Annotated in this window: 20 protein-coding genes; 15 read left to right on the forward strand and 5 right to left on the reverse strand. The window is 70.6% G+C overall.

The features are described from left to right. Positions 1 to 16 precede the first annotated feature (16 nt). Positions 17 to 2,233, reverse strand: coding sequence for a DUF4832 domain-containing protein (locus tag KIP79_RS48995; protein ID WP_214106887.1), 2,217 nt, complete (start codon positions 2,231 to 2,233; stop codon positions 17 to 19). Positions 2,234 to 2,497: 264 nt separating this feature from the next. Beyond that, positions 2,498 to 3,028 (reverse strand): DUF305 domain-containing protein, encoded by a 531-nt coding sequence (locus tag KIP79_RS22595; protein ID WP_214106888.1) that lies wholly within the window; start codon positions 3,026 to 3,028, stop codon positions 2,498 to 2,500. Between the two features lie 425 nt (positions 3,029 to 3,453). Here KIP79_RS22595 and KIP79_RS22600 point away from each other — a divergent pair, with 425 nt between their 5' ends. The 9 genes from KIP79_RS22600 (at position 3,454) to KIP79_RS22640 (ending at position 15,927) form a co-directional block, all read left to right on the forward strand. After that, positions 3,454 to 5,238, forward strand: coding sequence for an LVIVD repeat-containing protein (locus KIP79_RS22600; protein ID WP_214106889.1), 1,785 nt, complete (start codon positions 3,454 to 3,456; stop codon positions 5,236 to 5,238). A gap of 105 nt (positions 5,239 to 5,343) precedes the next feature. Further along, positions 5,344 to 5,976, forward strand: coding sequence for a hypothetical protein (locus KIP79_RS22605; protein ID WP_214106890.1), 633 nt, complete (start codon positions 5,344 to 5,346; stop codon positions 5,974 to 5,976). 464 nt (positions 5,977 to 6,440) lie between these two features. Continuing rightward, positions 6,441 to 9,692, forward strand: a complete 3,252-nt coding sequence (locus KIP79_RS22610) for an OmpL47-type beta-barrel domain-containing protein (RefSeq protein ID WP_214106891.1) — start codon at positions 6,441 to 6,443, stop codon at positions 9,690 to 9,692. Positions 9,693 to 9,791: 99 nt separating this feature from the next. Continuing rightward, positions 9,792 to 10,418, forward strand: coding sequence for a hypothetical protein (locus KIP79_RS22615; protein WP_214106892.1), 627 nt, complete (start codon positions 9,792 to 9,794; stop codon positions 10,416 to 10,418). A gap of 100 nt (positions 10,419 to 10,518) precedes the next feature. Further along, on the forward strand, positions 10,519 to 11,565 hold the full coding sequence (locus KIP79_RS22620; RefSeq protein ID WP_214106893.1) for a COG1470 family protein: 1,047 nt from the start codon (positions 10,519 to 10,521) through the stop codon (positions 11,563 to 11,565). Between the two features lie 162 nt (positions 11,566 to 11,727). Beyond that, complete coding sequence (locus KIP79_RS22625; protein WP_214106894.1) at positions 11,728 to 12,474, forward strand: class I SAM-dependent DNA methyltransferase; 747 nt, start codon at positions 11,728 to 11,730, stop codon at positions 12,472 to 12,474. Between the two features lie 5 nt (positions 12,475 to 12,479). After that, positions 12,480 to 13,622 carry a nucleotidyltransferase family protein gene (locus KIP79_RS22630; protein ID WP_214106895.1) on the forward strand — a complete coding sequence of 381 codons (1,143 nt, stop codon included), beginning with the start codon at positions 12,480 to 12,482 and terminating at the stop codon, positions 13,620 to 13,622. Continuing rightward, positions 13,619 to 14,842, forward strand: a complete 1,224-nt coding sequence (locus tag KIP79_RS22635; RefSeq protein ID WP_214106896.1) for a M16 family metallopeptidase — start codon at positions 13,619 to 13,621, stop codon at positions 14,840 to 14,842. The genes KIP79_RS22630 and KIP79_RS22635 overlap by 4 nt, the downstream gene beginning before the upstream one ends. A 236-nt stretch (positions 14,843 to 15,078) precedes the next feature. Then, a complete protein-coding gene (locus KIP79_RS22640; RefSeq protein WP_214106897.1) occupies positions 15,079 to 15,927 on the forward strand; it encodes a nucleoside-diphosphate kinase in 849 nt (282 codons plus the stop codon). Here the strand turns inward: KIP79_RS22640 and KIP79_RS22645 are convergent. Both KIP79_RS22645 and KIP79_RS22650 read right to left on the reverse strand, forming a co-directional pair. Beyond that, positions 15,919 to 16,980 carry a peptidogalycan biosysnthesis protein gene (locus KIP79_RS22645; RefSeq protein ID WP_214106898.1) on the reverse strand — a complete coding sequence of 354 codons (1,062 nt, stop codon included), beginning with the start codon at positions 16,978 to 16,980 and terminating at the stop codon, positions 15,919 to 15,921. The genes KIP79_RS22640 and KIP79_RS22645 overlap by 9 nt on opposite strands. Continuing rightward, positions 16,980 to 17,825 (reverse strand): GNAT family N-acetyltransferase, encoded by an 846-nt coding sequence (locus KIP79_RS22650; RefSeq protein WP_214106899.1) that lies wholly within the window; start codon positions 17,823 to 17,825, stop codon positions 16,980 to 16,982. The genes KIP79_RS22645 and KIP79_RS22650 overlap by 1 nt, the downstream gene beginning before the upstream one ends. A 227-nt stretch (positions 17,826 to 18,052) precedes the next feature. Here KIP79_RS22650 and KIP79_RS22655 point away from each other — a divergent pair, with 227 nt between their 5' ends. The 6 genes from KIP79_RS22655 (at position 18,053) to KIP79_RS22680 (ending at position 25,745) form a co-directional block, all read left to right on the forward strand. After that, on the forward strand, positions 18,053 to 19,258 hold the full coding sequence (locus KIP79_RS22655) for a tRNA lysidine(34) synthetase (RefSeq protein ID WP_214106900.1): 1,206 nt from the start codon (positions 18,053 to 18,055) through the stop codon (positions 19,256 to 19,258). Further along, entirely contained in the window at positions 19,255 to 21,225 is a 1,971-nt protein-coding gene (locus tag KIP79_RS22660; protein WP_308169840.1) for an aminotransferase class I/II-fold pyridoxal phosphate-dependent enzyme, read from the forward strand. The genes KIP79_RS22655 and KIP79_RS22660 overlap by 4 nt, the downstream gene beginning before the upstream one ends. Next, entirely contained in the window at positions 21,222 to 23,171 is a 1,950-nt protein-coding gene (locus KIP79_RS22665; RefSeq protein ID WP_214106902.1) for a DUF4910 domain-containing protein, read from the forward strand. Before KIP79_RS22660 ends, KIP79_RS22665 begins: the two co-directional genes overlap by 4 nt. After that, complete coding sequence (locus KIP79_RS22670) at positions 23,171 to 24,370, forward strand: MFS transporter (RefSeq protein ID WP_214106903.1); 1,200 nt, start codon at positions 23,171 to 23,173, stop codon at positions 24,368 to 24,370. The genes KIP79_RS22665 and KIP79_RS22670 overlap by 1 nt, the downstream gene beginning before the upstream one ends. A gap of 97 nt (positions 24,371 to 24,467) precedes the next feature. Continuing rightward, on the forward strand, positions 24,468 to 24,608 hold the full coding sequence (locus tag KIP79_RS22675) for a hypothetical protein (protein WP_214106904.1): 141 nt from the start codon (positions 24,468 to 24,470) through the stop codon (positions 24,606 to 24,608). Between the two features lie 81 nt (positions 24,609 to 24,689). Beyond that, a complete protein-coding gene (locus tag KIP79_RS22680) occupies positions 24,690 to 25,745 on the forward strand; it encodes an alkaline phosphatase family protein (RefSeq protein ID WP_214106905.1) in 1,056 nt (351 codons plus the stop codon). Between the two features lie 23 nt (positions 25,746 to 25,768). On the opposite strand, the gene KIP79_RS22685 is transcribed toward KIP79_RS22680, so the two are convergent. Then, positions 25,769 to 26,341, reverse strand: coding sequence for a helix-turn-helix transcriptional regulator (locus KIP79_RS22685; protein WP_214106906.1), 573 nt, complete (start codon positions 26,339 to 26,341; stop codon positions 25,769 to 25,771). Positions 26,342 to 26,438: the final 97 nt, after the last annotated feature.

The following is a 26,438-nucleotide window of genomic DNA, read 5'->3' on the forward strand; positions in this document are numbered from 1 at the left end:
GCGTCGGCCGGGACGGCTACTCGAAGCGGATCTCGTCGATGGTGATGGTGGAGGTTCCGCCGTACCAGAAGCCCATGGCGAGCTGGCTGGGGGAGTTGCGGTTGATTCCGTTGGCGGCCATCGGGATCTTGATGTCCTGGTAGGTGGTGGTGATTGTCGGGTGTGCCCCGCCGTCGAGGGTGAAGTCGGCGAAGAGCTTGGTTGCTCCGCCCAGGCCGAGGTTGAAGTGTGTCTGTTCGCCGCCGGAGGCGCCCTTGATGCGGATTACCAGGTAGGTCTTGGAGGACAGGTCGACGCCGACGTCGCTGCCGAACCAGCCGCAGTTGTTGTAGCGCAGGCTGAGCGCGCCACCGGTGACGACGCCGGATCCGCCGCCGTCGAGGAAGCAGTTGCCGCCGGTCCATTTGCCCAGGTCGTTCTGTGCGCTGGACGGGTACGGGGGTGTGCCGTCGAAGTTGTCCAGCAGCAGGCCGGTCACGGTCGGAGTGGGAGACGGTGACGGTGATGGAGACGGCGAGGGTGAAGGCGAGGGTGAAGGCGAGGGCGACGGTGAGGGAGACGGTGATGGAGACGGTGATGGAGACGGTGATGGAGAGGTGCCGTTGGTGCTGATTGAGCCCAGGTTGACCCAGCCGTCGGTGCCCTGGTTGGCGTTGGCGAAGGAGAGTGGGTAGGCGGGGCGCCAGCGGTCGATGGTCCAGTCGGTGAGTCGTACGGCGGCGGGACGGCTGCGCAGGACGTCCTTGGTGATGGCCTCCAGCGGGTTGCGGACGCGCAGGACCAGTTGGTACGTCCCGGCGGGCACGCCGGAGGCGTTGAGGGTGGCCGAGAAGTTCACCGGGCGGCCGTAGTCGAGGTAGGTCGGGTCCGCGCCCACGTTCCAGTCGGGGAAGGCCCGGATCCTGAGCGGCTGGACGGTACGGATGTCCCAGTCGGTGTCCCACGTCCTGACCACGGTCCCGCCGGCGTCGCGCAGCCCGAGCACGAACTTCCACGGGTAGTAGAAGGGCGCCACGCCGTCGTTCCGGACGGTCACGCCGACCTTGAACGTGCCGCCGAGGGTGCCGTTGAAGTTGGCCTGCGGGATGTGCAGGTTGTAGCCCATCTTCCGGACGCCCGCGGCGACCTTCGGGTCGGTGGCGCTGTAGCCGCCCGCGCCCGTCTGGTTGATCATCCAGCTGATGTGGGTGAGCTCGGTGGCGGCGAGCACGTCGTCGACCTGGCCCCCACCGCCCGGCCAGTTGGCGTACAGGCTGCCCTGGATCTCGGGGCGGGCCTCGCCGCCGATCGACTGGGTGGTCCAGCGGTTCTCCGTGCCGTTGTCCAGCATGATCTGGGTGAACGCGTCGTCCCAGCCGTTCAGGGACTTCGGCAGTGTCATGCTCTTGAGCTGGCCGCCACGCCACTCCTTGTACGGCCAGGAGTCGTCGTGGAAACCGATGTTCGCCGTACGGGTTCCCGCCAGCCCCGGGTAGCGGACTTCGAGCTGGATGTTGTCGAAGGCCGTGTCGTAGGCGTTGATGAGCGTCTGGATGGTGGCGTCGGTGGGCATCAGGTTCGGGTAGCCGTCGGCGGTGTCCCGGTCGTACGGCCAGGTGTGCCACTCACCCCACAGGCCGACCAGGCCCAGGGACATGAACCCGATCCGGGGATCGGCGGTACCGCCCGGTCCCGACCTGTCGTAGCGGGCGGCGAAGGCGTTGATGAAGTTGACGAACGCGGCGATGACGTCGGGGTCGTCATAGTCGGGGCTCACCGTGCCCCAGAACCCGTTGGTCCGCGTGGTCATCTTGCCGTTGAGGCAGGGCGGGATGCCGTTGCCCGGGTGGGAGGCGGTGCCGCCCGGATACTCGACGTAGAAGCGGAAAGCCGACTGGCGTCCCCACACGGCGGCCTCGTCCAGCGCCTTGTCGAAGATGGTCCAGTCGAAGGTGTTGCAGTTGGCGGGGTCCTTCATGACCTCGTTCAGCGCGAAGTAGCTCCACATGAGACCGCCCGGGTACTTCGTCCCGTAGTCGTCGCCGGGGAACAGGTAGGGGGCGAAGCCTTTGAGCGGCTGTCCCACCGGGGTGTCCGCGTAGGCGTAGGTGTGGGTGGCCAGGGTCGTGTCCGGTGGCGGCCCGGCGGGCGGCCGCGCGGGTGGCCCGGCGGGTGCGGCCGTCGCGGGGATCGCGCCGCCTGCCAGCACGGTTGTCGCGGCGACGAGGGAGGCAAGCCAACGTCTGATCTTCATGGGACCCTCTGTCAGGTTGGGGGGTGGTTGTCACAGCGAAGCCGGACGTAACGAAATAGAAGCATGCGATTTTCGCTTATGCAATAAGCGAGCTTTCGTTATCGCAAGCAACTGCGGGTCTGGCGCGGAACCCCGTTCGTCACGCTGTCCACCCAGCGGGCATGCCGATCTCTGCGACCGGCGCCGCGCTGTCCTCGAAGATGTGTACGCGCCTGAAGCCCCCGCCCGGGCGAACGTGTCTCGACCGGGCGGGGGAGTGGCGGGTCAGTTCGTCGTGGGGCCGCCCAGTTGGGTCAGGAGTTGCTGCATGCGGTTGATCTCGATGCGCTGGTCGGCGTCCACGTGGGAGGCGTAGGTGAAGATCTCCGTTTCCTGGCCGCCGTCGCTGTTGAAGAGTTTCTCGACCATCTGCAGCGCGCCCATGTGGTGGGCGATCATGTCCTGCACGAAGAGCCGGTCGAAGTCCGTGCCGGTGGCGTTCTTCAGTTCGGCGAACTGCTCCTCGGTCAGCATTCCGGGCATGAGTTCGCCGCCCTTGACGGAGTGATCGTGGTTCGCGTCCGGAACCGTCTGGCCGCGGTCGCTGAGCCAGCGTCGCATCAGATTGATCTCGTCCTCCTGGGAGGCCTGGATCCGCTGGGCGATCAACGTGAGGTCCCGGTTCTTGCTCCGGGACGGGACGAGGTTGGTCATCCGCAGCGCCTGGGCGTGGTGCGGGATCATCCCCTGCATGAAGAGCACGTCCGCGGCGGTGAACGCAGCGTCATCGACCGTTGGCAGCGCGGTGGCGGCCAAGGTCTGTCCGGGGTTGCCAGGAGCTCCTGGGTTAACGATAACAGGAGCTGCCGGCGCGTTGGGAGTCTCGGTGGTGCAGCCGGCGAGCACGCCCGTGACCAGCACAAACGTGGCCAGATATCGGAATGTGGGCAACGAACTCATTATTTGGACCTATTTTACCTTGCTTGGTGGTGTCTATCCGGAACGGTAGATATGTCAGGGTATAGAACATCAAGGTCACTTCCGGTTACAGTGCGCGTGTAACACCAAAGTGGATCTCCCCCCCAGCTGGCGTCACAAGTGGCACCGGCCAGATCCCGGGTCGCCTCTCGCGATAGATCAACTAGGGAGGGGATGCCCGAAAGAAAGGGAAACGGCCCGTGAGAAGTAGCCGTTCGGCGCGTGGGGGACGTGCCAGACTACAAAAGCTCGGGATCATCGCCGTGGGCGCGTTAATGGTGGGTCTCCTGCCAGCCGCGACTTCCGCAGCGGCTGCCGACGTCGACCCCCGGGTCGGTCTCGGCGCCGGCTGGCTGGACGCCCAGCAGGCAATCAGCGGACTCGAACTGACCGCCCACCGGGACCGACCGGAGGGTTTCTACGTCGCCAGCAGCCCAGGCAACGGTTCGTACCTCAACTCTGACCTGGCGTTCAGCGGCAACTACGCGTTCTCCGGCAACTACCACGGTTTCAACATCTACGACATCTCCGACGGCGGGAACCCCGTCCTGAAGACGTCGGTGGTCTGTCCCGGTGGGCAGGGCGACCTGTCGGTGTACGGGAACCTGTTGTTCATGTCGGTCGAGGAGACCCGCGGCCGGATCGACTGTGGCACTCAGGGCGCCACCGGAACCGTCAACCCCGACCGGTTCCGCGGTGTCCGTGTCTTCGACATCAGCGACATCAGCCACCCGGTGCAGGTGGCGGCGGTGCAGACCTGCCGCGGCTCGCACACCCACTCGCTGGTGACCAGCAAGAACGAGCCGGAGAACGTCTACGTCTACGTCTCCGGCACCTCCAGCGTGCGCTCCGGTCAGGAGCTCGCGGGCTGCGCCAACACGGCGGCGACCGACCCGGCCACCTCGCTGTGGCGGATCGACGTCATCCGGGTTCCGCTGGCCGCGCCGCAGAACGCCGCGGTCGTGAGCAACCCCCGGTTGTTCACCGACCCGAACACCGGCGCGATCAACGGCCTGCAGAACACCCCGCCCACCACGCAGCACCCGTCGGGCACCAACTGGTCGCCGTCGCCGGTCACCAACCAGTGCCACGACATCACGGCGTACCCGGAGATCGGGCTGGCCGCCGGCGCCTGTGCGGGCAACGGCATCCTGATCGACATCTCCGACCCGACGAACCCGCAGCGGATCGACGCGGTCTCCGACCCCAACTACGCCTACTGGCACTCGGCGACCTTCAACAACGACGGTACGAAGGTCGTCTTCACCGACGAGTGGGGCGGCGGCTCCGGTGCGCGTTGCCGGACCACCGACCTCCCGTCCTGGGGTGCGAACTCGATCTACGACATCGTCGACGGCAAGCTCGTCTTCCGTAGCTACTACAAGCTGCCGGTGGCGCAGACGACGCTGGAGAACTGTGTCGCGCACAACGGGTCGCTCATCCCGATCCCCGGTCGCGACGTGATGGTCCAGGCGTGGTACCAGGGTGGTCTGTCGGTGTTCGACTTCACCGACTCCAGCAACCCCAGGGAGATCGCGTTCTTCGACCGCGGCCCGGTCAGCCCGACCTCGCTGGTCACCGGCGGCTACTGGTCGGTCTACTGGTACAACGGCCACGTCTACGGTAACGAGATCGCCCGCGGTTTCGACGCCTTCAAGCTGAAGCCGAGCCAGTTCCTCAGCCAGGCCGAGATCAACGCGGCGCAGGCCGTGAAGCTCGACCGGTTCAACGCGCAGCAGCAGCCGAAGCTGACCCCCGGCCTTTCGCTGTCGGTTTCCGCTCAGGCCCGTTGCGTGGGCACCACCGCGTACGTGGCCGTCACCGCCGTCAACGACGGCACCGTGCCGGCGAATGTGACGCTGTCGACCCCGTACGGCTCCAAGACGGTGGCCGACCTGGCTCCGGGCAAGCAGGCGTACCAGTCCTTCAACGCCCGGACCGCGCAGCTCGCTGCCGGTACGGCGAGCGTGACTGGCACCGCGACGGTCAGTGGCCAGCCGGTCACCTCGTCGTCCAACCCCGCCTACGCCGCGATCAGCTGCAGCTGACCGGACCGGCGGTAGCAACGGTGTGAATGCCGGGATACCGCCTTGTTCAAAACGGGGCCGGCCGACAGGTCGGCCGGCCCCGCCCCCCATAAGTGGAGCAATAACGTGAAAATCAATAGGACCCCGCAGATACTGGCTGCGTCGGCGCTCGGTCTCGCCCTTGTGGGTGTGGCCGTTCCGGCGATGGCTGCCGACGACCCGCCCAGCGACGGCATCGACGTCTCGGTCAACATCGCGCCCATCCGCGTTCCGGGTGAGGTGTCGATGACCGTGGCCGACAACAACGGGGTGACCCTCACCGAGAACGGCTCGGACGCCGCCGCCCGCCAGTTCACCGGCACCCTGCCGACGGTCACCGTGACCGACACTCGCCTCCCGGACGAGATCCCCGCCGGTGACTTCTGGGCGGTCGTCGGCCAGTCCAGCCAGTTCACCGCTACTGGAGACCCGGCCAAGACGATCGGTCCGGAGTACCTGGGCTGGGCTCCGCGTCTGCTGTCGGGTTCCTCGACCGGTGCGGTGGCGGCCGGTGAGCCGGTCTCCAGTGTCGTCTCCGACGGCACCGGCGCACCCGCCGTCGGTCTGCAGGGCCAGGAACTGCTGGTCTCGACCGCCGACTCGGCCGAGGAGATCGGGACCCACCAGGTCAACGCCGACCTGGCGCTGCGGACTCCGGCGGACGTCGCCGCAGGTGAGTACCACTCGACCCTGACGCTCTCGCTGTTCAACCAGTCCTGAGCCAACGGGTGGCACGCCCCAGGCCACGTTCACCGTCGTCGTGACGAAGGGAGTCGGGTACCCCCACACCCACCGACACACCATCAAGTGACGACCGACGCGGTACCTGTCTGCCTTCAGGCGGGTAGCGGGCGTGTCACAACTCTGGCGCTGGTGGAGCTCCCCAGCTCCACCAGCGCCGCCGTCTTGGCATGGGCCGGTCGGAAGACCGGTCCGATACCTGCATGTCTCAGCCAGGGCCGCCGGTTTCATAGGGGTTTCGTGTCGGCACCGCCAATGGGATCGGGGCGCTAGATCCCCCAAAATCCCTAGAAACAAGACCGTTACCGAAAAATCCCTTAATTGCGAAAAATCACCGCTTGACGGAAATCGGACCGATCCAAAAGACTTCCCCTCGACTTGCGTGCGGCCTGCCAGGTTGAACTCCCCACCTGGTCAGGGGCACGCCAGATGGAGGATCATCGATGAGAGGCTCTGCCTACCGCAGAAGAGCTCGCCGCTTCGCCGTGGTGCTCGCGTTACCCCTGGCGATGGCTGTCACCCCACCCCCGGTGCTCGCCGATCCGAGCCCACCGGTGAGCGAGGTGACCCCCGACCGCCTGCCCGCCACCGAGCAGAACGGCGTCGCCCTGATCAGGATCGTCGTGCCGGACCAGGCCGATGTGGAACGACTGAACGACCTGGGCGTCGACCTGGCCGAATACAAGAAGCCCGTGGACGACGGCATCGAGGTGCACGCCATCCTCAGCCCCAAGGAGGCCGACTACCTCCGGGACGAGGGCTTCGACCTGCGTGGCGTCATCTCCGACGAAAGCGACTTCGTCGCCAACAAGCTGGAGCGGGCCCGGGCCCTGGCGAGGATCGCGGTGGCCGAGGCCGCGGACTCCGACACGCTCACGGTCCTGCGTGCCGAATGGTTCACCAGTCTGAACAACCAGCGCTTCCTGTCGGTCGAGGTGAAGTCGAGCGCGACCGACGCGCAGACCGTCCTCACCGCCACCTGGGACAGCGGGGCGGGCACCGCCGCCGACTCGGGGGGCACGGCGACGATGTCCCGCTTCACCGACGCCGGCCAGTACATGTACCACCGGTTCACCTCGCCCGTCGCGGTCACCGAGACGCCGACCAAGGTGACCGTCACCAGCAACCGCGGCGGCACGGCGACGGTGAACGTGAGCAAGTGGCTGGGCGCGCCGCGTCCGGCACCGGGCGAGCACTACGTCTCCGACTTCGTCGACCACTACATGGACGCGACCGAGGTCACCAACCGGATCGTCGGGCTGGCCCAGGAGTTCCCGAAGATCGCGCGGATCATCGATCTGCCGTACAAGACGAACGGCTACCGCCGGCTCGCCCAGGCGCAGTTCGGCACGGCATCGGCCGGCATCGTCTACCTGACCTCCAAGGCCTACGGCCACCAGGGCGGCAACGACATCAGCGCGGCGCTGGTCAACCCCAACGCCGCCGACTCTCCGCTGTCGGTCGCGGTCACCGGTAAGGACATCGTGGTCAACCTGGCCACCAGCGGCACGGGCGCGCTCACCAGCACCGCCAAGCAGGTCGTGGACGCCATCAACGCCGACCCGGCCGCCGCGGCCCTGGTGAGCGCTAACACCTACCGTGGCAACGCGGGCGCGGGCGTGGTGGCCGCGGCGGCGGCGGCGCGGCTGACCGACTACCTCAAGGCGCCGGCGAGCGTGTCGCGCGAGCCCTTCCAGACGAAGGTCCTGCGCATCGGCAAGAAGCGGGACGGCTCCAAGGTCGGTGTCTTCCTCTACTGCCAGGAGCACGCCCGTGAGTGGGTGACCACGCTGACCTGCGTGGAGACCGCCGAGCGGCTGCTGCGCAACTACGCGCAGGACCCCGCGACCAAGCAGCTCGTGGACAACCTCGACATCTTCCTGTTGCCAACCGCCAACCCCGACGGTTCGCACTACTCGATGTACGACTACAACATGCAGCGCAAGAACATGACCAACCACTGCGCCGCAAGCGCCGCCGACCCCGCCAACCGCAACGGCTGGGGCGTGGACCTGAACCGGAACTTCTCGGTCGGCTCCCTGTTCGACGGGTACAACGGCGCCTCGACCACCTGCACCGGGGAGACCTACGCCGGCCCCGCCGAGCTGTCGGAGCCGGAGGCCCGCAACGAGGTGTGGCTGACCGAGCAGTACCCCAACATCAAGTTCGCCATGAACACCCACTCCTACGGCGGCTACTTCATGTGGCCTCCGGGTGCCTACAAGACCACCGGGCGTGAGGTGCTGCCGCGGGCGGATTACGGCACCGAGAACTACTTCTGGGCGGCCTCCGACCACATCCTGTCCGCGGTGCAGACCCACCGTGGTACGGCGATCTGGCCGGGCCGTACCGGTCCCGTCACCGACGTGCTCTACTCGGCGGCCGGCAACAGCGCCGACGAGCACTGGTACAACCGCGGCATCATCGGCTGGGACTTCGAGGTCGGCGCCGACCTCTACAACCCCACCACCAAGCGGTTCACCGCGGTCGGCTTCCAGCCGGCCTTCAGCGAGGGCCACGAGGAGGCGATGGAGTTCGCCAACGGCCAGATCGCCATCCTGGAGGTCGCCCGCGCCTTCGCCGACGACGAGCAGCGGCCCACCTCGCAGCTGAAGGTCACCGGCACGACCGAGACCTCCACCACGTTCACCTTCGAGGTCGACGAGTCGGCCAACGTGTACTACACGCTGGACGGCAGCCGGCCGACCTTCAACTCGCCCAAGCTGATGGCGGCGGGCATGCGTGAGGGCGCCCAGAAGATCACGGTCAACCAGACCACCGAGGTCCACTGGTTCGCCGTGGACATCGCCGGAAACGTCGAGAAGAACTACAAGCCTGACGGCAACGGCAAGAACTACAACAAGACCACCGTGACGGTCGGCAGCAAGACGCCGGTGACGACCGCGACGGTCACCCCGGCCGAGCCGGCCGGCGGCTGGTTCACCGGTCCGGTGTCGGTCACGCTGTCCGGAACCCCGGGGCCGGGCGGCAGCAACTGGCTCGACCGTACCGAGTACCAGCTGGACGGCGGCGCCTGGACCAAGTACACCGCGCCGATCGCCATCACCGGCGACGGCTCGCACAACCTGGCCTACCGCTCCGTCGACACGGCCGGCAACACCGAGGACGCCAAGACGCTGACCGTCAAGGTGGACACGACGGCGCCGGTGACGACCGCGACGCTTGGTTCGGCCGTGGACGGCGCCGTGCCGGTCACCCTCTCCGCGACGGACGAGACGTCCGGCGTGGCCAAGACCGAGCACTCCCTGGACGGCGGCGCCTGGTCCCCCTACGCCGGTACGGTCGCCGTCTCCGGCCAGGGCGATCACGAGCTGCGGTTCCGCTCGACCGACGCGGCCGGGAACGTTGAGGAGATCAAGTCTGTCGCGGTGCCGGTCGCTCCAGAGATCGCGCTGACCGTGACGGCCCAGGCCCGTTGCGTGGGCACCACGGCGTACGTGGCGGTCACCGCCGTCAACAACGCCTCCGTGCCGGCGACGATCACGCTGGGGACCGCCTACGGGTCCAAGACCGTGGCCGACGTCGCCCCCGGCGGCCAGGCCTACCAGTCCTTCAACACCCGGGTTAAGCAGCCGGCGGCCGGCACGGCGACCGTGACCGCCGCCGCGACCATCGGCGGCAGGCAGGTCACCTCGACCTACGACGCCGCCTACACCGCGGTCAACTGCGGCTGACCCGACCGGCGGTGACCACGGTGTACGCGCCGGGAACCCGCCTCGCTGAACCGGGGCCGGCCGACCGGCCGGCCCCGCCCTCCCCTACATGGAGCACACATGAGAAGAACCACCCAGATACTGGCCGTGTCGGTGCTCGGTCTCGCCCTCGCGGGTGTGGCCGTGCCGGCGATGGCGGCCGACGACCCGCCGAGCGACGGCATCGACGTGTCGGTGAACATCGAGCCGATCCGGGTTCCGGGTGAGGTGTCGATGACCGTGGCCGACAACAACGGGGTGACCCTGACCGAGAACGGCTCGGACGCCGCGGCCCGTCAGTTCACCGGTACGCTGCCGACGGTCACGGTGACCGACACTCGTCTTCCCGACGAGATCCCCGCCGGTGACTTCTGGGCGGTCGTGGGTCAGTCCAGCCAGTTCGTGGCGACCGGTGACCCGGCCAAGACGATCGGTCCGGAGTACCTGGGCTGGGCTCCGCGTCTGCTGTCGGGTTCCTCGACCGGTGCGGTGGCGGCCGGTGAGCCGGTCTCCAGTGTCGTCTCCGACGGCACCGGGGCTCCCGCTGTGGGTCTGCAGGGCCAGGAGCTGCTGGTCTCGACCGCCGACTCGGCCGAGGAGATCGGCACCCACCAGGTCAACGCCGACCTGGCGCTGCGGACCCCGGCGGACGTCGCCGCCGGTGAGTACCACTCGACCCTGACGCTCTCGCTGTTCAACCAGTCCTGAGCCGAGAGGGCGGGGACGCCCCCGCCCTTGGGTCCGTCCGGGATGTGTGCCAGTCTGGCGCACGTCCCGGATGTTCACGATGAGACAGGAGACACCTCTGTTGACCACGAGCAGTCCGCGCAGGGCACTCGCCCTCCTCACGCTCCTGTGCGCTGTCGTCGCGACCAGCCTGGTCGGATTCGCCGGCCCGGTCGCCGCCGGCCGGAGCGACACCACGTGGTCGGTCGCGCCGGCCAATGCCGACGGTCCCGACGGCCGCAGCGTGATCGACCTCGAACTGGCCGGCGGGCAGGAGGTGACCGAGCACATCGCGGTCACCAACCGCTCCACCAAGGAGGTCGTCTTCGCGATCGACGCCAACGACGGCTACCTGACCGCCAGGGGACTGTTCGACATGCGGCCTTCGGATGCCACGCCGACCGACGGCGGAGCCTGGATCCAGGTGCCCGACAAGGTGACCATCCCCGCCGGGGCCAGCGCTGTCGTGCCCATCAGGGTCGCGGTGCCGCGTAACGCCACGCCGGGGGACCACCCCGCGGGTGTCACCGCCTCCGTGGACACCATTTCCGGGCAGGTCCGGGTCCAGAACCGGGTGGGCGTCCGGGTCAACCTCCGGGTGACCGGCGACTACGTGACCAAACTCGCCGTCACCGATCTCCGCGCCGAGTACACCGGCTCGTGGAACCCCTTCGCCGCGGGCACGGTCGAGGTGACCTACACCCTGGCCAACCTCGGCAACGTCCGCCTGGCCCCCGACACCCAGATCCGGACCTCGGCGTTGGTGGGGGAGAGCGGCTGGGACGACACCTCCGAGGCCAGGACCAGGGAGATCATGCCGGGCGGCAGCCGCGAGTTCACCGCGCAGGTGACCGGCGTCTGGCCGATGGGGGAGATCACCACCAAAGTCCTGGCGATCCCCTCGCCCGCCGGTCAGCCGCTGTCCACCACCACCGAGCGGGTGACGATCGACACCACGCTCTGGGCACTGCCGTGGCCGCAGCTTGTTCTCCTGGTCATCCTCGTCGTCGCCTTCTTCGTCATCCGGGTGGTCCTTTCCCGGCGCCGCAAGCGACGTCGGCAGCAGGAGGCGATCCTGCGTGAGGCGAGCGCGCTGATCGCCCAGTACGGCGGGCAGCCGAAAGACTGACGTAGCCGGAGGCGCCGGGCGACCTGGCGCCTCCGCGGACTGAAACCGCTGGTGGCGGCCGTGGAGAACGGCGTGTTCCTGCCACCTTCGCACCGGTCGCCCGCTCAGCCGCGGTGAGGTGGTGTCATCGGAGTCTGGCCCCGATGCGCGAGGGAGCGGCCGATGGAACCACCTCCGGACTTCGACCTGTGGGCGGATCTCTACCGCACCTGGACGCGGCTCGCGGCTGAGGATCCCGTGGAGATCGCCTACTACCGGCGGCTGGCCGCGATGGCCGACGGGCCGGTGGCCGACCTCGGGGTCGGCGTCGGGCGCCTGGCCAAGGAGATCAAACCGGACGTCGGGGTGGACATCTCGGCGTCGATGCTGGCCGAGGCACGCGACACGCTGGGCATCGGCGTGCGGCTGATCCAGGCCGACCTCGCCGACTACACCCTGCCCGAGCCGGCGGCGCTGCAGTACTGCGCGCAGAACACCTTCAACCACCTGCCGCGCGAGTCCGTCGCGCGGGCGCTGGCGTGCGCGTTCCGGAACGCCGCGCCGGGCGGGCGGCTGGCCTTCGAGGTGGTCCAGCCGCGGCCGGAGCGGCAGAAGGCCAGGGACGGGGTGCCCAGATTGCGGGCGTGGGACGGCGACCGGGTGGTCTCCGAGATCACCCGCATGCTCGACAAGCAGGGCCGCGACGTCGAGATGATCGGCCTGCTCGAACGGCTGGACGAGCACGGCGTCGTCACCGAGCGGAAGTACTACCCGCCCATCCGGTTTTGCTTCCTCACCATGGCCGAGGTCGCCGGGTGGGCGCGCGCGGCCGGATGGGAGATCGAGAGCGCGCAGGCGGGCTTCTCCGGAGGTCCGCTCGCCCCCGAGTCGTCCACCGGCGTCTGGTGCCTGCGCCGGCCGGCCGGGTGAGCGCGATGGCGGAGCTGACCGCGGCCGATCTGGAGCAGGTCCTCGCCCTGGTCACCGGGCAGGACATGGAGACGCCGGGCGAGGTGCTCCACGTGGCCAGGCTGGAGCAGCCGTCGCTGGTGGCGACGCTGCTCAGCGTCTGGGAGGCGGAGGGACACGCGCTGGGACCGGCGCTGACCCACGAGCTGGCCGCGCAGCGCGGGCGCATGGACTACTACCGCGACCTGCACGAGCGGCTGGCCGCCGAATGGCGGGATCCGGTGTCGCTCAAGGGCTTGGAGATCGCGGGACGCTATCCCAAGCCTCTGGTGCGGTACATGAACGATCTCGACTACTGGATCCCCGACCGGGAGCGCTACTGGGAGGTCGCGGAGTGGCTGCTCGCGGACGGCTGGTCGACGCACAGCGCGACGTTCTTCCGCGGCGGCTCCGGTGGCGGGGAACCGGAGATGATCCTGAGCCTGCGCAGGCTGCCCGATGACCCGTACGCGTTGCCGTACGGGGTGGAGCTGACCACGGTCGCGCTGCTCGGCGACGGAGTCGGGGTGCCGAACCTGGCGAGCCTGCCCGCCGCCTGCGCCGACCCCGCCGTCAAGAACCTCGTCGCGCTGCTCTACGAGCGGTTCGAGCAGCCCTTCCGGGCGCGGGACCTGGTGGACACGGCACTGCTGCTGGACGGCGCGCCGCTGCCGGACTGCGCGCGCGCCGTCACCGCGCTCGGGCTCTGGCCGGAGTACGTCGAGCTGGCCGGACTGCTGGCGGACAGCCCGCTGGAGGCGCCCGAACTGCCGGGCGATCGGCGGGCGCTGGCGCGGGCCTGCCGGCGCAGGCGGCGGATCACGATGGCCGGGGCGGCGCGCCGGCCGTTCCGCCTGGCGGTGACGGCGCTGCAGCGCGGTTTCATCGGCGGAAGGGCCGGCAGGGCCTGGCAGGCGGTGACGAACAGGATGAGCGCGCGTGCGGCGCTGGACGCGGGGCTGATGCTGTTCGGCCTGCCCGTGGCGGGCGAGACGACCGGCGGGCTCACGCTGCGTGAGAGCGGCGGGGCGCTGTGGGCGCACACTCCCGTCGGGCCGTTCATCCTGGTGCACGGCGACGTGGTGGGCGAGGACCTGCTGGGCGGCGCGAGCGTGGTGGAGGTGCGATGAACGAGCCGGTACGCGGCGAGTTGGCGGGAGGCGTGCCCGTCTGGGTCGCGCACCGCCCGGGAGCCGGGGCCACCACGGTCACCCTGTGGTTGCGCGCCGGCTCCCGCCACGAGGAGGAGGACACGGCGGGTGTCACGCACCTGCTGGAACACGTCCTCATGCAGGCGCCGTCGGTGGACGGGCAGCGTCCGGTCGACCTGCTGGAGGCGCTGGGCGGCGAGGCCGACGCGATCACCAGCCGGGAGTATCTGGTGCTGTACGCGCGGGTGCCCACGGAGGAGACGCGCACGGCCCTGGAGGTGCTGGGACGCGCGCTGGCGGAGCCCGCGCTGACGGGCGAGGTGCTCGAGGCGGAGCGCAGGGTGGTTCGGGAGGAACTGCGGCTGGCCGCGGGCGATCCGGCCGATGTGGTGCACGACGTCTTCTTCGACCTGGCCTTTCCCGGCCACGCGATGGGACGCCCGGTGGGCGGGACGGCGGAGCGGGTCGCGCGGCTGGACCTCGACGCGCTGCGCCGCCACCACGCCCGGTTCGCGGGCACGGCCGGGGTCGTGGTCTGCGGGGGCGCCGAGCCGCGGGCCGTGCTGCGGGCGCTGGAGAAGGGGCCGCTGGCGGACCTGTCCGCCGTTGCGGTTCCCGGTGGCGTCGATGGCGTCGGCCTGCGGGCGCACGGCGGGCGGCGGGCGCTCGCGCTCAACAGCGACACGGCCGGGGTGGTGGTCGGCGGCGCGGCGGTGCCGTACGGGGATCGCCTGGAACCGGCCTGGCAGGTGCTGATGGACCTGGTCGCCGGGGCAGGGTCGGCGCTGCTCACCGAGGAGCTCAGGAACCGGCGCGGCCTGGCCTACGACATCTGGGCGGTGCCCGCGCCCTACCGCGACACCGGCACCTGGCGGGTGTACGTCGCCACGGCTCCCGAGCACGTCGAAGAGGTGGTGGACACCGCGACGTGGCTGCTGATCGAGCGCGCCGCGCGCGGCTGGCCACCGGAGGAGGTCGCGCGCGCGGCCAGGCGGGTGGCCGGGCTGCTCCGGCTGGAGACCGAGCAGTCCCTGGAGGAGGCGTTGCGGTACGGCAGGCACGGCCTGGTGGCCGGCCGTCCCGACTGGACCCTGGCCCGCGAGGCGGCCGCCATCGAGGCCGTCACCGCCGCCGACATCGCCGAGGTGACGCGCCGGGCCGCGGGCCCGCTCGCCATCGCCGTCGCCGGTCCCGAATGATTGGCGCTTTCCTGCCAACAACCTCCTTTCGCGCCGCCATCGCGGCAGAAATAGCGACGATGGGGAAAAGGAAGGAGGGGTGATGGATCGGAGAATCCGACTTGTTCGCCGCCCCAAAGTCGCGAGGAAGAAGGGCTGACAATGGACCGTCACCGTCGTGTGGCTCGGCGTCCCCGAGTTTCGCAGTCGCGTAAGAGCTAAAGGCGTTCCAGGAATTCGAAGAAAGGGAGCGGCAGATGACGGACATCGCATGGGACCGGACGGTTTTCTTCCTGTTTCCGCCTGATGCGGTGCTGCGTCATCTGTGCGCTCCCGTCCTCGCGGTACTGGAGGACCACGGGTTCGAGCCGGTCCGCTACGAGGTGCTGTGGCACCGGCCGCCGAACCAGGACGCCCTGCACGAACGCAAAATCACTTCCGTCTGGAAGGCCTACTTCTACCGGCAGGTCGACCTGGTGTTCGAGCTGGGCCCCAGCCTCGCCCTGCTGGTAGAGGACAGGTCGGCCGCGGTCGACTCCCACACCCGGCTGCGCGCCCTGAAGGGCGCCAGCGATCCCGCGTCGGCCGCCCCAGGCACCATCCGCCGCGACCTGCGCGGCGTCAACGTCCTGCTGGACATCGTGCACAGCTCCGACACCCCCGACGACTCCCGCCACGAGGCCGGGGTGTTCTTCGGCCCCGAACTCGGCACGCCGCTCCACGGCGACCAGCGGGAGCTCCGCGACCTGGTGGCGATGCTGGAGGCCGGTCATCCCCGGGAGAACCGGGAGTTCGACCAGGTGCGGGCGGGGCTGCGGTCGCGGGTGGTGGCCGCCGTCTGGCACGAGCTCGACGCGGAAGGGCGCAAGCTGGCCCCCGAACTGGCGGCGTCGTACCGGCCGGACGCGGGCGCCGAGCTGGCCGCGCTGCTGCCGGTCGGCCACCCGCTGGCGGCTCTGCTGGCCTGCGAGTTCCTGCCCGACCTGCCGGGGATCGACCTGCCACGCGCCGAGGCGCACCTGGCGGTTTACGGCGTGACGCTCGACCGGTGGGAACGGGCCGTGCTGCGCAGCTCGATGCTCTTTTCCCCGCTGCGCTCAGGCTGACAGCCTGGTGCTTTCCGCGCTCCGCGCGACGGCGTCCTCAAGAAGAGGGTCCAGCGCCAGCACCCAGGCGGGCAACTCGTCCGCGCGGCATCCCCTGGAGATCTTGGCCTGCCAGCTGCCGTGCCCGTAGTGCAGGCGGGTGACGCCGGCCACCGCGGCGTGCCGTACGGGCTCATAGAACAGGGTCGCGAAGTAGGTGTGGCGGGCTTGCGCGCACCCGTACGCCCTGGCGGTGCTGACGCAGTACCAGGTGTCGCCGTGGGCCAGGAAGAGGCCGTAGCCGAGCAGGGCGCCGTCGTGTTCGGCGCCGAACAGCAGTGCGCCCTGGTCGCAGAGGTCGCCGAGCCGCGCGGCGATCGCCACGGGGTCGGCGCCGCCGTTCCACTTGGTGGAATGCCCGCACTTGAGCGCCACCAGCTCCGGTGTCGGGCGGGAGATCTCCGACACCGTCAGCTTCACCCCGGCCGCGTCGAGCTGTCGCAGCTCGCGGCAGGCCTCCCTGCGCCGCTTGGCGGGCAGTCCGTCCAGGTACGCGGGGAACCCGCCGGCCGGGACGGGCAGCTCGCAGCGGTAGGACAGCGGGACCCGACGGAAGCCACGCCCGTCCAGGACCCGCTGGAGCTCGCCCGTCTCCGGTGGGGTGTAGAGAAAAGCGACCGCGCGCAGCCCGCGCCCGGCCGACCAGGTCACGATGTCCTCCACCAGCGCCGCGAGCGCCCCCGGTGCGCGGGCGGCGGGGCCGAGCGGGTGGCATTCGTACCCGGGCAGCATGACGACCAGGTGGGGGAACCAGTCCAGCCCTTCGCCAGGCCCGCGCGCGGCCCGCGCGGCGTCGCTGAGCGGCAGCTCCGGCGGGTCGCCGGTGAGGACGTACGGCAGGTCGAAGACCTCACCGGGGTGGGCTTCCGTCACGACCGTGCCGTGCAGTGACACGCCGTCCCCGGAGAAGGTGTACGGCACGCCGGGCACCCGCCCGCGCATGGCGGTCAGCCAGTGCCCGGTGGCGAACAGCGGCCCGCCGGGGACGGGGGTGTGCCCGGGTGTCGCGCGCATCAGACCTCCAGCAGGCAGGCGTCCAGGGCCAGCCGGGACAGGCCATGCCTGAGCTTGAAGACGTGGTTGCCCCGGCCGCCCTCGAAGACGGCGCGGCCCTCCGCGATCGCCTCCTCCACGGTGGCGGCGTGCAGCAGCGGATAGGGGCTGAAGCCGCCCACGACGTCGTAGTCCACGCCGCACGCCCAGGCGTGGAAGCGGATCTCATCACGCAGACAGACGCCGGCCGCGATGAGTCGGTCACCCTGACGCACCTCGACCGCCACCGCCAGGTCCCCGAGCGCGGCGACGAAACCGGTGAACAGGTCGGTGGGGTAGAAGCCGCCGGTGCCGTGCCTGGCCGCGGTCTTCGCGCACAGCCCGCCGATCTCGGCCAGGTCGGCTTCGGCGGCAGGTCTGACCTGCCAGGAGACCCCGGCCTCGGTGGCCCTGCGCCGGTTACGCCGCAGGTTGGCCCGCCCGGATCGGGGCAGCGCCGCGAAGTAGGACTCGACGCTGTCCAGCCCGCGCAGGTCCAGCTGGAAGCGGTCCTCGATGTGCACGGCGGGGAAGCCCAGGCCGGTCAGGCCCGCGCGCAGGGGGGAGCCGTGGGGGACGTTCACGAAGCCGTACCAGGCCGCGCCCTGGTCGCGGGCCAGTTCGCGCAGGGCGCCGACCGCCGCGCGCAGGCAGGACTCGTCGGAGAGTTCGGGGAGCCCGGCGTCGTAGCAGTGCCAGACGTGGCTCAGCAGGCCGAGCTCCTGCCCGGTGAGGGGGTAGCGACCGCGCAGCTGCCCGAGAGGGTCGAGGCCGTCGATCAGGGAGACGGGCAGCACGGCGACGGGACGCCCGCCCTCACGGATCACGAAATATCCGAAGAGTTTGACCTGTGTCAGCGGAAATCGCTCATACGCGCGTAAGTAGCGAGATCGATAGAAAACCGGAGCGCGTGATCCGGTGACAATGGAGTCCCATTCGACAATGTCAAGGTCCTCGATTGACGTAAAGATGCCAACTTCCAGATTTTTCGTCATATCTGCCTTTCATTCGGTGTAAGAGGATATTAAGCAGATATTTGAGCAAGGAGGAAGTCGTGGCGCATGTCGTCTTCCACAACAAAGTGGGCGGTTCGGAAACTCTGGAGGCCGCCGTCGGCCAGCCCCTGACGGACGTGCTGACCGCTCATGGCATCCCTACCAACGCCGTCATCACCCTGCGCAACGGGAAGATCGTCCCCGAGGAGACGACGATCGTCGGTGAGCACGACGTCATCGAGCTCCGCCAGGTGCGCCACTACGATCTCGACGTCACCCGCCGTCCGGCCAGGGTCGTCTACGGCGTCCCCGACCCGGTCTACGTGAAGTCGGTCATGTTCGACACCGCGGGCCAGCTGGAACACCGGGTGGAGCAGTTCGACGAGGAGAGCTTCGTCCGCTACGTGGAGGAGACCTTCGTCCAGAGCGTGCTCAGCCACGGCGTGCTGAACCAGGGTGACTCCGTGGTGATCGGGCTCTCCGGCGGGCGCGACAGCGTCGCCTTCCTGAAGCTGCTGGAGCGCACCAGGCACCGGCTGCCCGCCTTCTCGATCACGTCGGTGACCATCACCGGGCTGCCCGACTGGGAGGAGCCCGCGACGTTCGCCGCCGCCCGCGCCTCGGCGGAAGGGCTGGGCATCGACCAGGTCATCGTGGACGCCCACGACATCGAGCGGGTCTTCAAGCTGCGCCGCCCCTTCGTCGAGGCCATGAACTCCGTGGTCGGCGGCGAGTCGCGGCACCTCAACATGGTCGTCGGCCACCAGGTGCTCCGCCGCATGCTGGAGGACCACGCCCAGCGCATCGGCGCCGACACCGTCGCCTTCGGCTTCAACGGCGACGACCTGGTGGCGAGCATGGTCACCTGGATCACCAGCGGCTACCGGATGGGCGGCATCCCGGTCCGGCAGATCGGCGGGATGCGGTACATCTTCCCGCTCTACCGCATCCCCAAGAAAGAACTCACCATCTACCTCGAGCTCGTCGCCCCCGAGCTCAACCGCCAGGGCACCCCCGGGCGCTTCACCACCGGGCCGCAGGAGCGGTCGATGGCCTACGCGATGGCCGACCACCTCTACGGCCTCTGGCCGGGGATCGACTACTACCTGTTCGAGTCCTTCGCCACCATGCAGCGGTACATGTTCCCGCTGGTGGAGGAGAAGTGCCGGGTGTGCGAAGGCGTCTACGTCCTGCAGGAGGGGGTGCGCAACCCGATCGACATCTGTGACGTGTGCGACTTCTTCGCCCGGCAGGAGTTCTCGTGACAGGTTGGTACGCCGACTACTTCACCGCCGACTACTGGCGCTTCGCACGGCACGAGTACAACGCGGAGCGTACGGCGGGCGAGGTCGACTACCTGGTGAAGACGCTGGAGGAGCACGCGCCTGGCCGGCGCGTGCTCGACCTCGGGTGCGGGACCGGGCGGCACGCGGTCGAGCTGGCCAGACGCGGTTTCGAGGTCACCGGTGTCGACGTCTGCCGGTGGGCGCTGGACCAGGCGGCCGAGGCGGCCGGACGCGCGGGCGTGCGGCTCCGGCTGGTCGAGGCCGACCTGCTCGGCCCGGTCGAGCTGCCCGAGTCCGACGCCGTGATCTGCGTGCAGTCCTTCGGCTGGGGGCGCGACGAGCAGCAGCGCGCCCTGCTGCGCCGGGTGCGCGACCGCCTCTCGCCCGGCGGCATTCTGGTGCTCGACCACTCCAACGTGGCCGCCATCCTCGCCGCGTACCAGCCGGTCGCGCGGTTCGCGGCCGACGGGGAGGTCTTCGACTTCCTGCGCTCCTACGACCCCATGAGCGGGCGCAGCCGGGGCGAGCTGAAGGTCACCCGCGCGGACGGGACGACGGTGGTGCTCCGCGACGACGTGCGCCTGTACCTGCCGGTCGAGGTCGCGGCCATGGTGCGGGAGACCGGCTTCGACATCCTGCGCGCCGACGCCGGCTTCACGGCCGGCGCGCCGGTCACCGCCGCCACCCGGTACGTCCAGCTCGTGGCGACCGCCGGACAGCGCCCAGAGCCGGCCGTCCTCGGGCACGGCGAAGCCGACAGGCAGGGGGAGGCCGCCCCTGGGTGGCGCTCTGGCTCCGCTGGGCCGGGGTACGGGGAGGTCGCCCCTGGGCGGCGGCGGTCCGCTCCTGCTGTGTCGGGGAACGGTGCGGGGATCGTCGAAGCGAGGCCGGTGGACCTGCGGTGGGCGCCCGACGAGGTGGAGTTCGTGCGCGGCGCGATCGAGCGGGCATGGGAGCAGATCGGCGGGGAGCCCGCCGAGGTCGCCAGACGGTACGCGCTCGACGACCCCTACGGCGCCGCGCGCTCGACCCCGGTGCTCGCCGCCTGCTTCGGCGCCGAACTGGACCCCGGCCAGGTCGTGACGGGGGCGGGCACCACTGGGCTGCTCCACGCGCTGAGCGCCCTGGCGGAACGCGGCACCCTCGCCCACGCCCTCGACTCCCATCCCGACCTGCCCGCCTGGGCAGCCCACCGGGGAGCCCGCCTCCTGCCCTTCGACCCGTGGGCCGACGGCTCCGCCCCAGACGCTGGGCTGGCCCACTCCGAATTGGCCCACTCCGAATTGGCCCACTCCGAGTTGGCCCGCTCTGGGTTGGCCCGCTCTGGGTTGGCCCGCTCTGGGTTGGCCCGCTCTGGGTTGGCCCGCTCTGAGTTGATCCTCATCGAGCGGCCGGGCATCCGCGGCGACCTGCTGCCGCTGGACCGGGTGGCCGCGCTCGCCGAGGCGGTGCACGCGGCGGGCGGGCTGCTGGTGGTGGACGAGGCGCGGGCGTCCTACCTCGGCCCGGGGGAGAGCGCGGTGCCGCTGGTCACGCGCACGCCCGGCCTGGTGGTGCTGCGCAGCGTGTCGAAGGGCTACTGCTGCGGCGGCCTGCGCGCCGGGTTCGCGATCTCCTCGCCCGGCGTGGCGGCGGCCGTGCGCGCGCTCGTCGCGCCGCTGGGCGTCTCGCCCCTGTCGCTGGAGGTGGCGCTGGGACTGCTCGGCCAGGGCGACGTGTTCGGCCCGCTCCGTGCGGCGGTCCGGGAGGCCAAACCCGAACTGGTGGCCACGCTCGACGGGCTGGGCTGCCGGGTCGATCCGGGGCATCCCGAACTGCCCTGGGTGGTGACCGCGGACGAGCCGCCGCAGGGGGTGCTGGGACGGCGGCTGCCCGGCCTGACCCGGATCAGCGTGCCGCTGTCGGCGGCGCGCCGGGCCGCCCTCCGCGAGGTGGCGGGCCGATGAGCGCGCCCGCCGTCGACGCGGCCGTACAGCAGGCGCACGCCCGCTTCGACGTCGACGCGGCCGTCAAGGACGTCGTCGAACTGGCCGCGCACGACCGCTACCAGGCCTCGGACGGGATCATGGCCGCCGCCGCGTACGTCGCCGAGCGCGCAGAACAGGCCGGGCTGCGGGAGGTGCGGCTGCTGGAGTTCGCCGCGGACGGGGACCGGCGCTGGTGGAGCTTCCGCGCGCCCGTGTCGTGGACGCCGGTCCACGCGGAGCTGGCCGGCGTGGTCGGCTACCCCGAGCAGCCCTACGCGCTGGCCGCCTACTCCGCGCCCACCCCACCCGACGGAATCTGGGCACCCGTGGTCCGGCTCGGCCACGCCGAACCGGACCAGCTGCGCGGCGCGATCGTGGCGCACGACGATCCACGCGTGCCGGTACCCGTCGCGCTCGATCTGGCAGCCGGGCAGGGCGCGGCGGGCTTCGTCACCGACCAGCTCTTCGTCGCCGACCAGCACTCCACCGGGCAGGGCGCGGTGGGCTTCGTCACCGACCAGCTCTTCGTCGCCGACCAGCACTCGACCGGCCGGAGCGCGGGCCGGGTCGGCCGCATCGAACTGCGCCCCGGCGCCCGGCTGCCGGCCTTCAGCCTGACCCCGGGACAGCTGGCCGAGCTGGTCCGGCGCGGCCGTGCGCACGTCGTGGTGCGTACGCACAGCAGAGCGCCGATGCCGGTGGTGACCGGGCTGCTGCCCGGGGAGGAGGCGGCGGAGGTGCTGCTCGGCGCCCACCTGTGCCATCCCAGGCCGAGCGTCAACGACAACGCCTCGGGAGCCGCCGCGCTGCTCGGCGCGGCCACGGTACTGGCGGAGGCGGGGAGCCGCCGCAGGGGTGTGCGCTTCCTGTGGGCGCCCGAGTTCACCGGGATGGCCGCCTACCTGCACGACGCGGCGGCGTCGGTCCCGGTCGCCGCCGTCAACGTGGACATGGCCGGCCAGGACCAGCGGCGCTGCGGCGGCCCGCTCATCGTGGAGCGTAGCCCCGACCACCTGCCGGGGTTTGTCAGCGCGCTGACCGAGCATGTGGTGGCGGCGCTGCCGCAGGCCGCCCGCTCCTACTCGGGCGCGGTGGCGTGCGACACCTGGGCCTGGCGCGCCACGCCCTTCGTGGGCGCCTCCGACCACAGCCTCCTGGTGGACGCCTCGATCGGCTGCCCCACCGTGACGCTCGGCCACTGGCCGGACAGGTTCAACCACAGTTCGGCCGACACCCTCGACAAGCTCGACCCCGGCGAACTGCGCCGCACGGCGGCCGTCGCCTGCGCCACCGCCGGCGTGCTCGCTGCGGCGGGCGGGCGGGATTCCGGCGAGCGGACGGAACTTGAGCGGATCGCACTCGGCTGGGGCGCAAGCCGACTCCTGGCCTGCCTGTCCGTTACGAGTGGCGGGATCGAGCCGACGCGCGGGCTGCTGCGGCACCGCACGGCGGTGGCGCTCGGCGCGCTCGACGGCCTCGACGCACTGTACGGCCAGGGCGGCGATCAAGACGGCGATCAGGGCGGCAATCAGGGCGGCAATCAGGACGGTGAGCAGAGCCGCGAGCCGTCGCGGCGGTGGTTGGGCGACCTGTCCGCCCACGTCGCCGCCATGCTGCCGGAGGAGGCCGCACCCGAGCCGCCAGGCCGGTCGCTCCGCCGTACCTGGGCCGGACCGTTCAACCTGCGCGGCCTGGCGGAGGCGGCGGGCGAGCGGGGCAGGCGGTGGATCGACGCCCAGGCGGCGCGGGACCGCGCCGGGTCGTACGCGCTCATGCTCGCCCTGGCGCACGGCATCGACGGCGCGCGCGACCAGGCGGGCGTCGCGCGGTACGCGGAACACGCCGCCGAGTTACCAGTCCAGCCCAGGTTCGCGAGCGAATTCCTGGCCGTCCTCGTCGAGGCCGGCTGGGCGGAGGAGGTGTGATGCGCGCGCTGCTGCGTGACGGACGGTTCGTCCTGCTGTTCTTCGGCCAGTCCATCAACATGATCGGTGACCGGGCGCTGCTGGTGGTCCTGGCCATCTACGTCAAGGAGCTCACCGGCTCGGACTCGATGGCCGGGATCGTCTTCGTGCTGCTCTCGGTGCCGTCGTTCTTCGCGCCCCTCACCGGGCTGCTCATCGACAGGTTCCCCCGGCGGCTCACCCTGATCGTCAACGACCTGGCGGCCGCGGCGCTGGTGCTCGCGCTGCTGCTGGTGCGGCATCCCGGGGACCTGTGGATCGTCTTCGTCGTGACCCTCGGGTACGGCTTCGCCAACCAGATCTTCAACGCCGCCAAGGGCGGGCTGCTGCACTCGATGGTCCCCGGCGAGCTGCTCGGCGACGCCAACGGGCTGTTCGGCTCGCTCGGCCAGGCGCTGCGGATCTTCGGCCCGCTGCTGGGCGCGGTCGTCTACGTGAGCCTCGGGCTGGGCGCGGTCGCCCTGCTGGACGCGGGCACCTTCCTGATCTCGGTGCTGGTGCTGCTGATGTTGCGGGGCGTGCCGGACCTGGAGCGGCCGGAGCCGGGCGAGCGCGGCCGGTTCACCGCCGACCTGGTGGCCGGCCTCCGCCACATCCTCGGCGACCCGGAGTTGCGCGTCGCGGTGCTGGCCGTGGGCGCGGCGCTGGGCGCGGCCGGGCTGATCAACACCGCCATGTTCGCCGCCGTCGACCAGGGCCTGGGCCGGTCCGCCGCCTTCATCGGGGTGGTCGGCGCGTTCCAGGGCGCGGGCGCCGTCGCGGGCGGTCTGATGGTCGGCAAGCTCATCAGGATGTACGGCGAGCACCGCGTGGCGGCGATCGGCTTCGCCCTCAGCGCGGCCGGTCTGGCCCTGGTGATTCCCACCACCGAGGTGACGATGTGCCTGGGCGGCGTCTTCGTCGGCCTTTCCATCCCGATCTTCATGGTGTCGACGACGACGCTGGTGCAGCGCCGTACCGAGTCGGGATTGCAGGGGCGGGCGCTGACCGCGATGGACGCGGTGATCGATCTGCCGTTCGTGTTGTCGATGGCGGTGGGAGCGCTGCTCATACCTTTCGTGGAATTCCGCTGGGTTTATGGGTTCAGCGCGGCGGTTTTCGCGGCGGTGGCGATATATGTGCTGGTGGGGCGCAGGGAAAGAGTCCTGGTGGCGGGTTAGTGCCAGAAATCGGCACTTCTGTGGACGGCCGAGTTATGAATATTTAGCGTCTATTTCATCGCAGTGGACGAATGTCCACCTATCGCAGGAGGCGCATGTGATTCGCGAGACCGTCCAGACGGTGAAAACCCCGATTATGACCACGCCGGAATTCGTCGAGAAGATGCTCGCCGCCCGTCAGGCGGTGCAGGTCGTGAAGTTCCGTACGACCTGCACTGACTGCGTGCCGAACTACTGATCGTCGCGTCCGGTGCGCCATGCCGGTCCGGTGAAGCCCGGGATGGGGATCATACCCCGTCCCGGGCGTTCCCTGTGTTCGGTGCCCGCCCGCGTCCTGGCGGCGCTGGGGCGGGCCGAGCGGGGCGTGGTCGTCCTGGCGGTCGACGGCCTGTCCTGGGAGACGGCGGCCACCGCCTGGCGCGGGGCCGAGCTCGACCGCCTCACCTCGACCTTCCCTAGCACCTCGGCGACCGCCTGGATGTCCTCCATCACCGGCGCGCCGGTGTCGGAGCACCTGGTGGTGGGCGCCGCGTACCGCGCACCGGCGGACGGATCCCTGATCAACGTGATCACCGGCCAGACTCTGGCCCTCCCCCACTCAGGGGAGGACGGGCCGGGACGGCCGTCAGAAGGCGACCGCGGGCTGCCCACGCTGTTCGAGCGCGCCGCCGGCCTCGCGGAGACGGTGGTCGTGGGGCGCGAGCTGGACACCCTGACCAGCCCGTGGGCCGCCGCCCTCACCCGGGGCGCGCGTCGCGCCCCGCACGCGCACCCGCTCACCACCGACCCCGAGGACCTGGTAGCCGGGGTGATCGCCGACGTGGCGGCGGCCGTCGCGGCCCCGCGTGAGCGCCCACTGCTGCTCTGGGTCTACGTCAACCTCGACGACCACGTGCACCGGCACGGTTACGACGCCCGCGCCATGAGCGCGTTGCGCCGGCTGGAGCGGCAGGCGTCCGCCTGGGCCGCCCACGGCTGGCAGGTGCTCGCCTACGCCGACCACGGCCAGGTGCCGGTCACTCCGGACGCCGCCCTCGCGGCGCGCTGGGCCGCGCTGGACACCCCGGAACTGTGCGCGCTGCCTGGCGGCGGCGCGGGCCGGGTGCGCTGGCTCTACCCGCGCCCCCCGCTGGCCGGCCAGGTCGCCGAGCGTCTGGCCGACGCGCTCGACGGCCACGCGCTGGTGCTGCCCGCCGCCGCGCTGGCGCAGGCCGGGCTGGAACCGGCCACGGGGCCCATGCTGGAACGGCTCGGCGCCGTGGTGGCGGTCGCCACCTCGCCGCGCTTCCCGGTGCCCGACCCCGGCCTGGCCTACGAGCACGGCGGCTGGAGCCCCGAGGAGATGCTGGTGCCGCTGGCGCGGTGGGCTCCCTGAGGGGAGCCCACCGCTGGGCCAGGTCAGATCCAGCCGCGCCGGGCGGCCTCCGCACCCGCCTGGAAGCGACTGGACGCGTTCAGGTGCTCCATCATGCTGGACACCCGCCGGGCGAACGTGCGCTTGCTCAGGTGCAGGCGCGCGGCGGCCCGGTCGTCGGTCAGGCCGTCGTTCAGCGCGCGCAGCACCTCGTGCTGCTCCTGCCCGCCGGGAGCGCCCCCGCGCCCCTGGTCGCTCATCACCCAGTGGATGAGGTCGAAGACCCCGGCGATGGAGGCGGCCAGCACCGGATTGATGACCCGCTGCATCCGATCGGGTGCCGTCCGATCGGAGAGCGGGATGTACACGACCGACCGGTCCCTGACCATCAACTGGTAGGGCAGGGAGGCGACGACGTGGACGTGGGCGCCCGCCTGTTTGGCGGGCGCGAACGGGCTGGTGAGCCCCGGCCGGCTCGGGCCGTGCAGGATGCGGATGGCCAGCCGGCGCTTGGCCAGGCCGGTGAAGAGCCTGGGCAGTGCGGGGTGGATCCGGTCGGGAGAGGCCGCCAGGACAAGGAGCTCCGAGCGGGTCTGCTCCGTCAGTTCCAGCTCCACCAGAGGGATGCTGAGGTCGAGCGCGGCGTGATCGCAATCGGCGCCGCGGGGGACGTAGGGCCTGTGCTCTGCAGTCAAGGACATCGTTACCAACCAT

Source organism: Acrocarpospora catenulata, from assembly GCF_018476525.1.
Classification (GTDB): Bacteria; Actinomycetota; Actinomycetes; order Streptosporangiales; family Streptosporangiaceae; genus Acrocarpospora; species Acrocarpospora catenulata.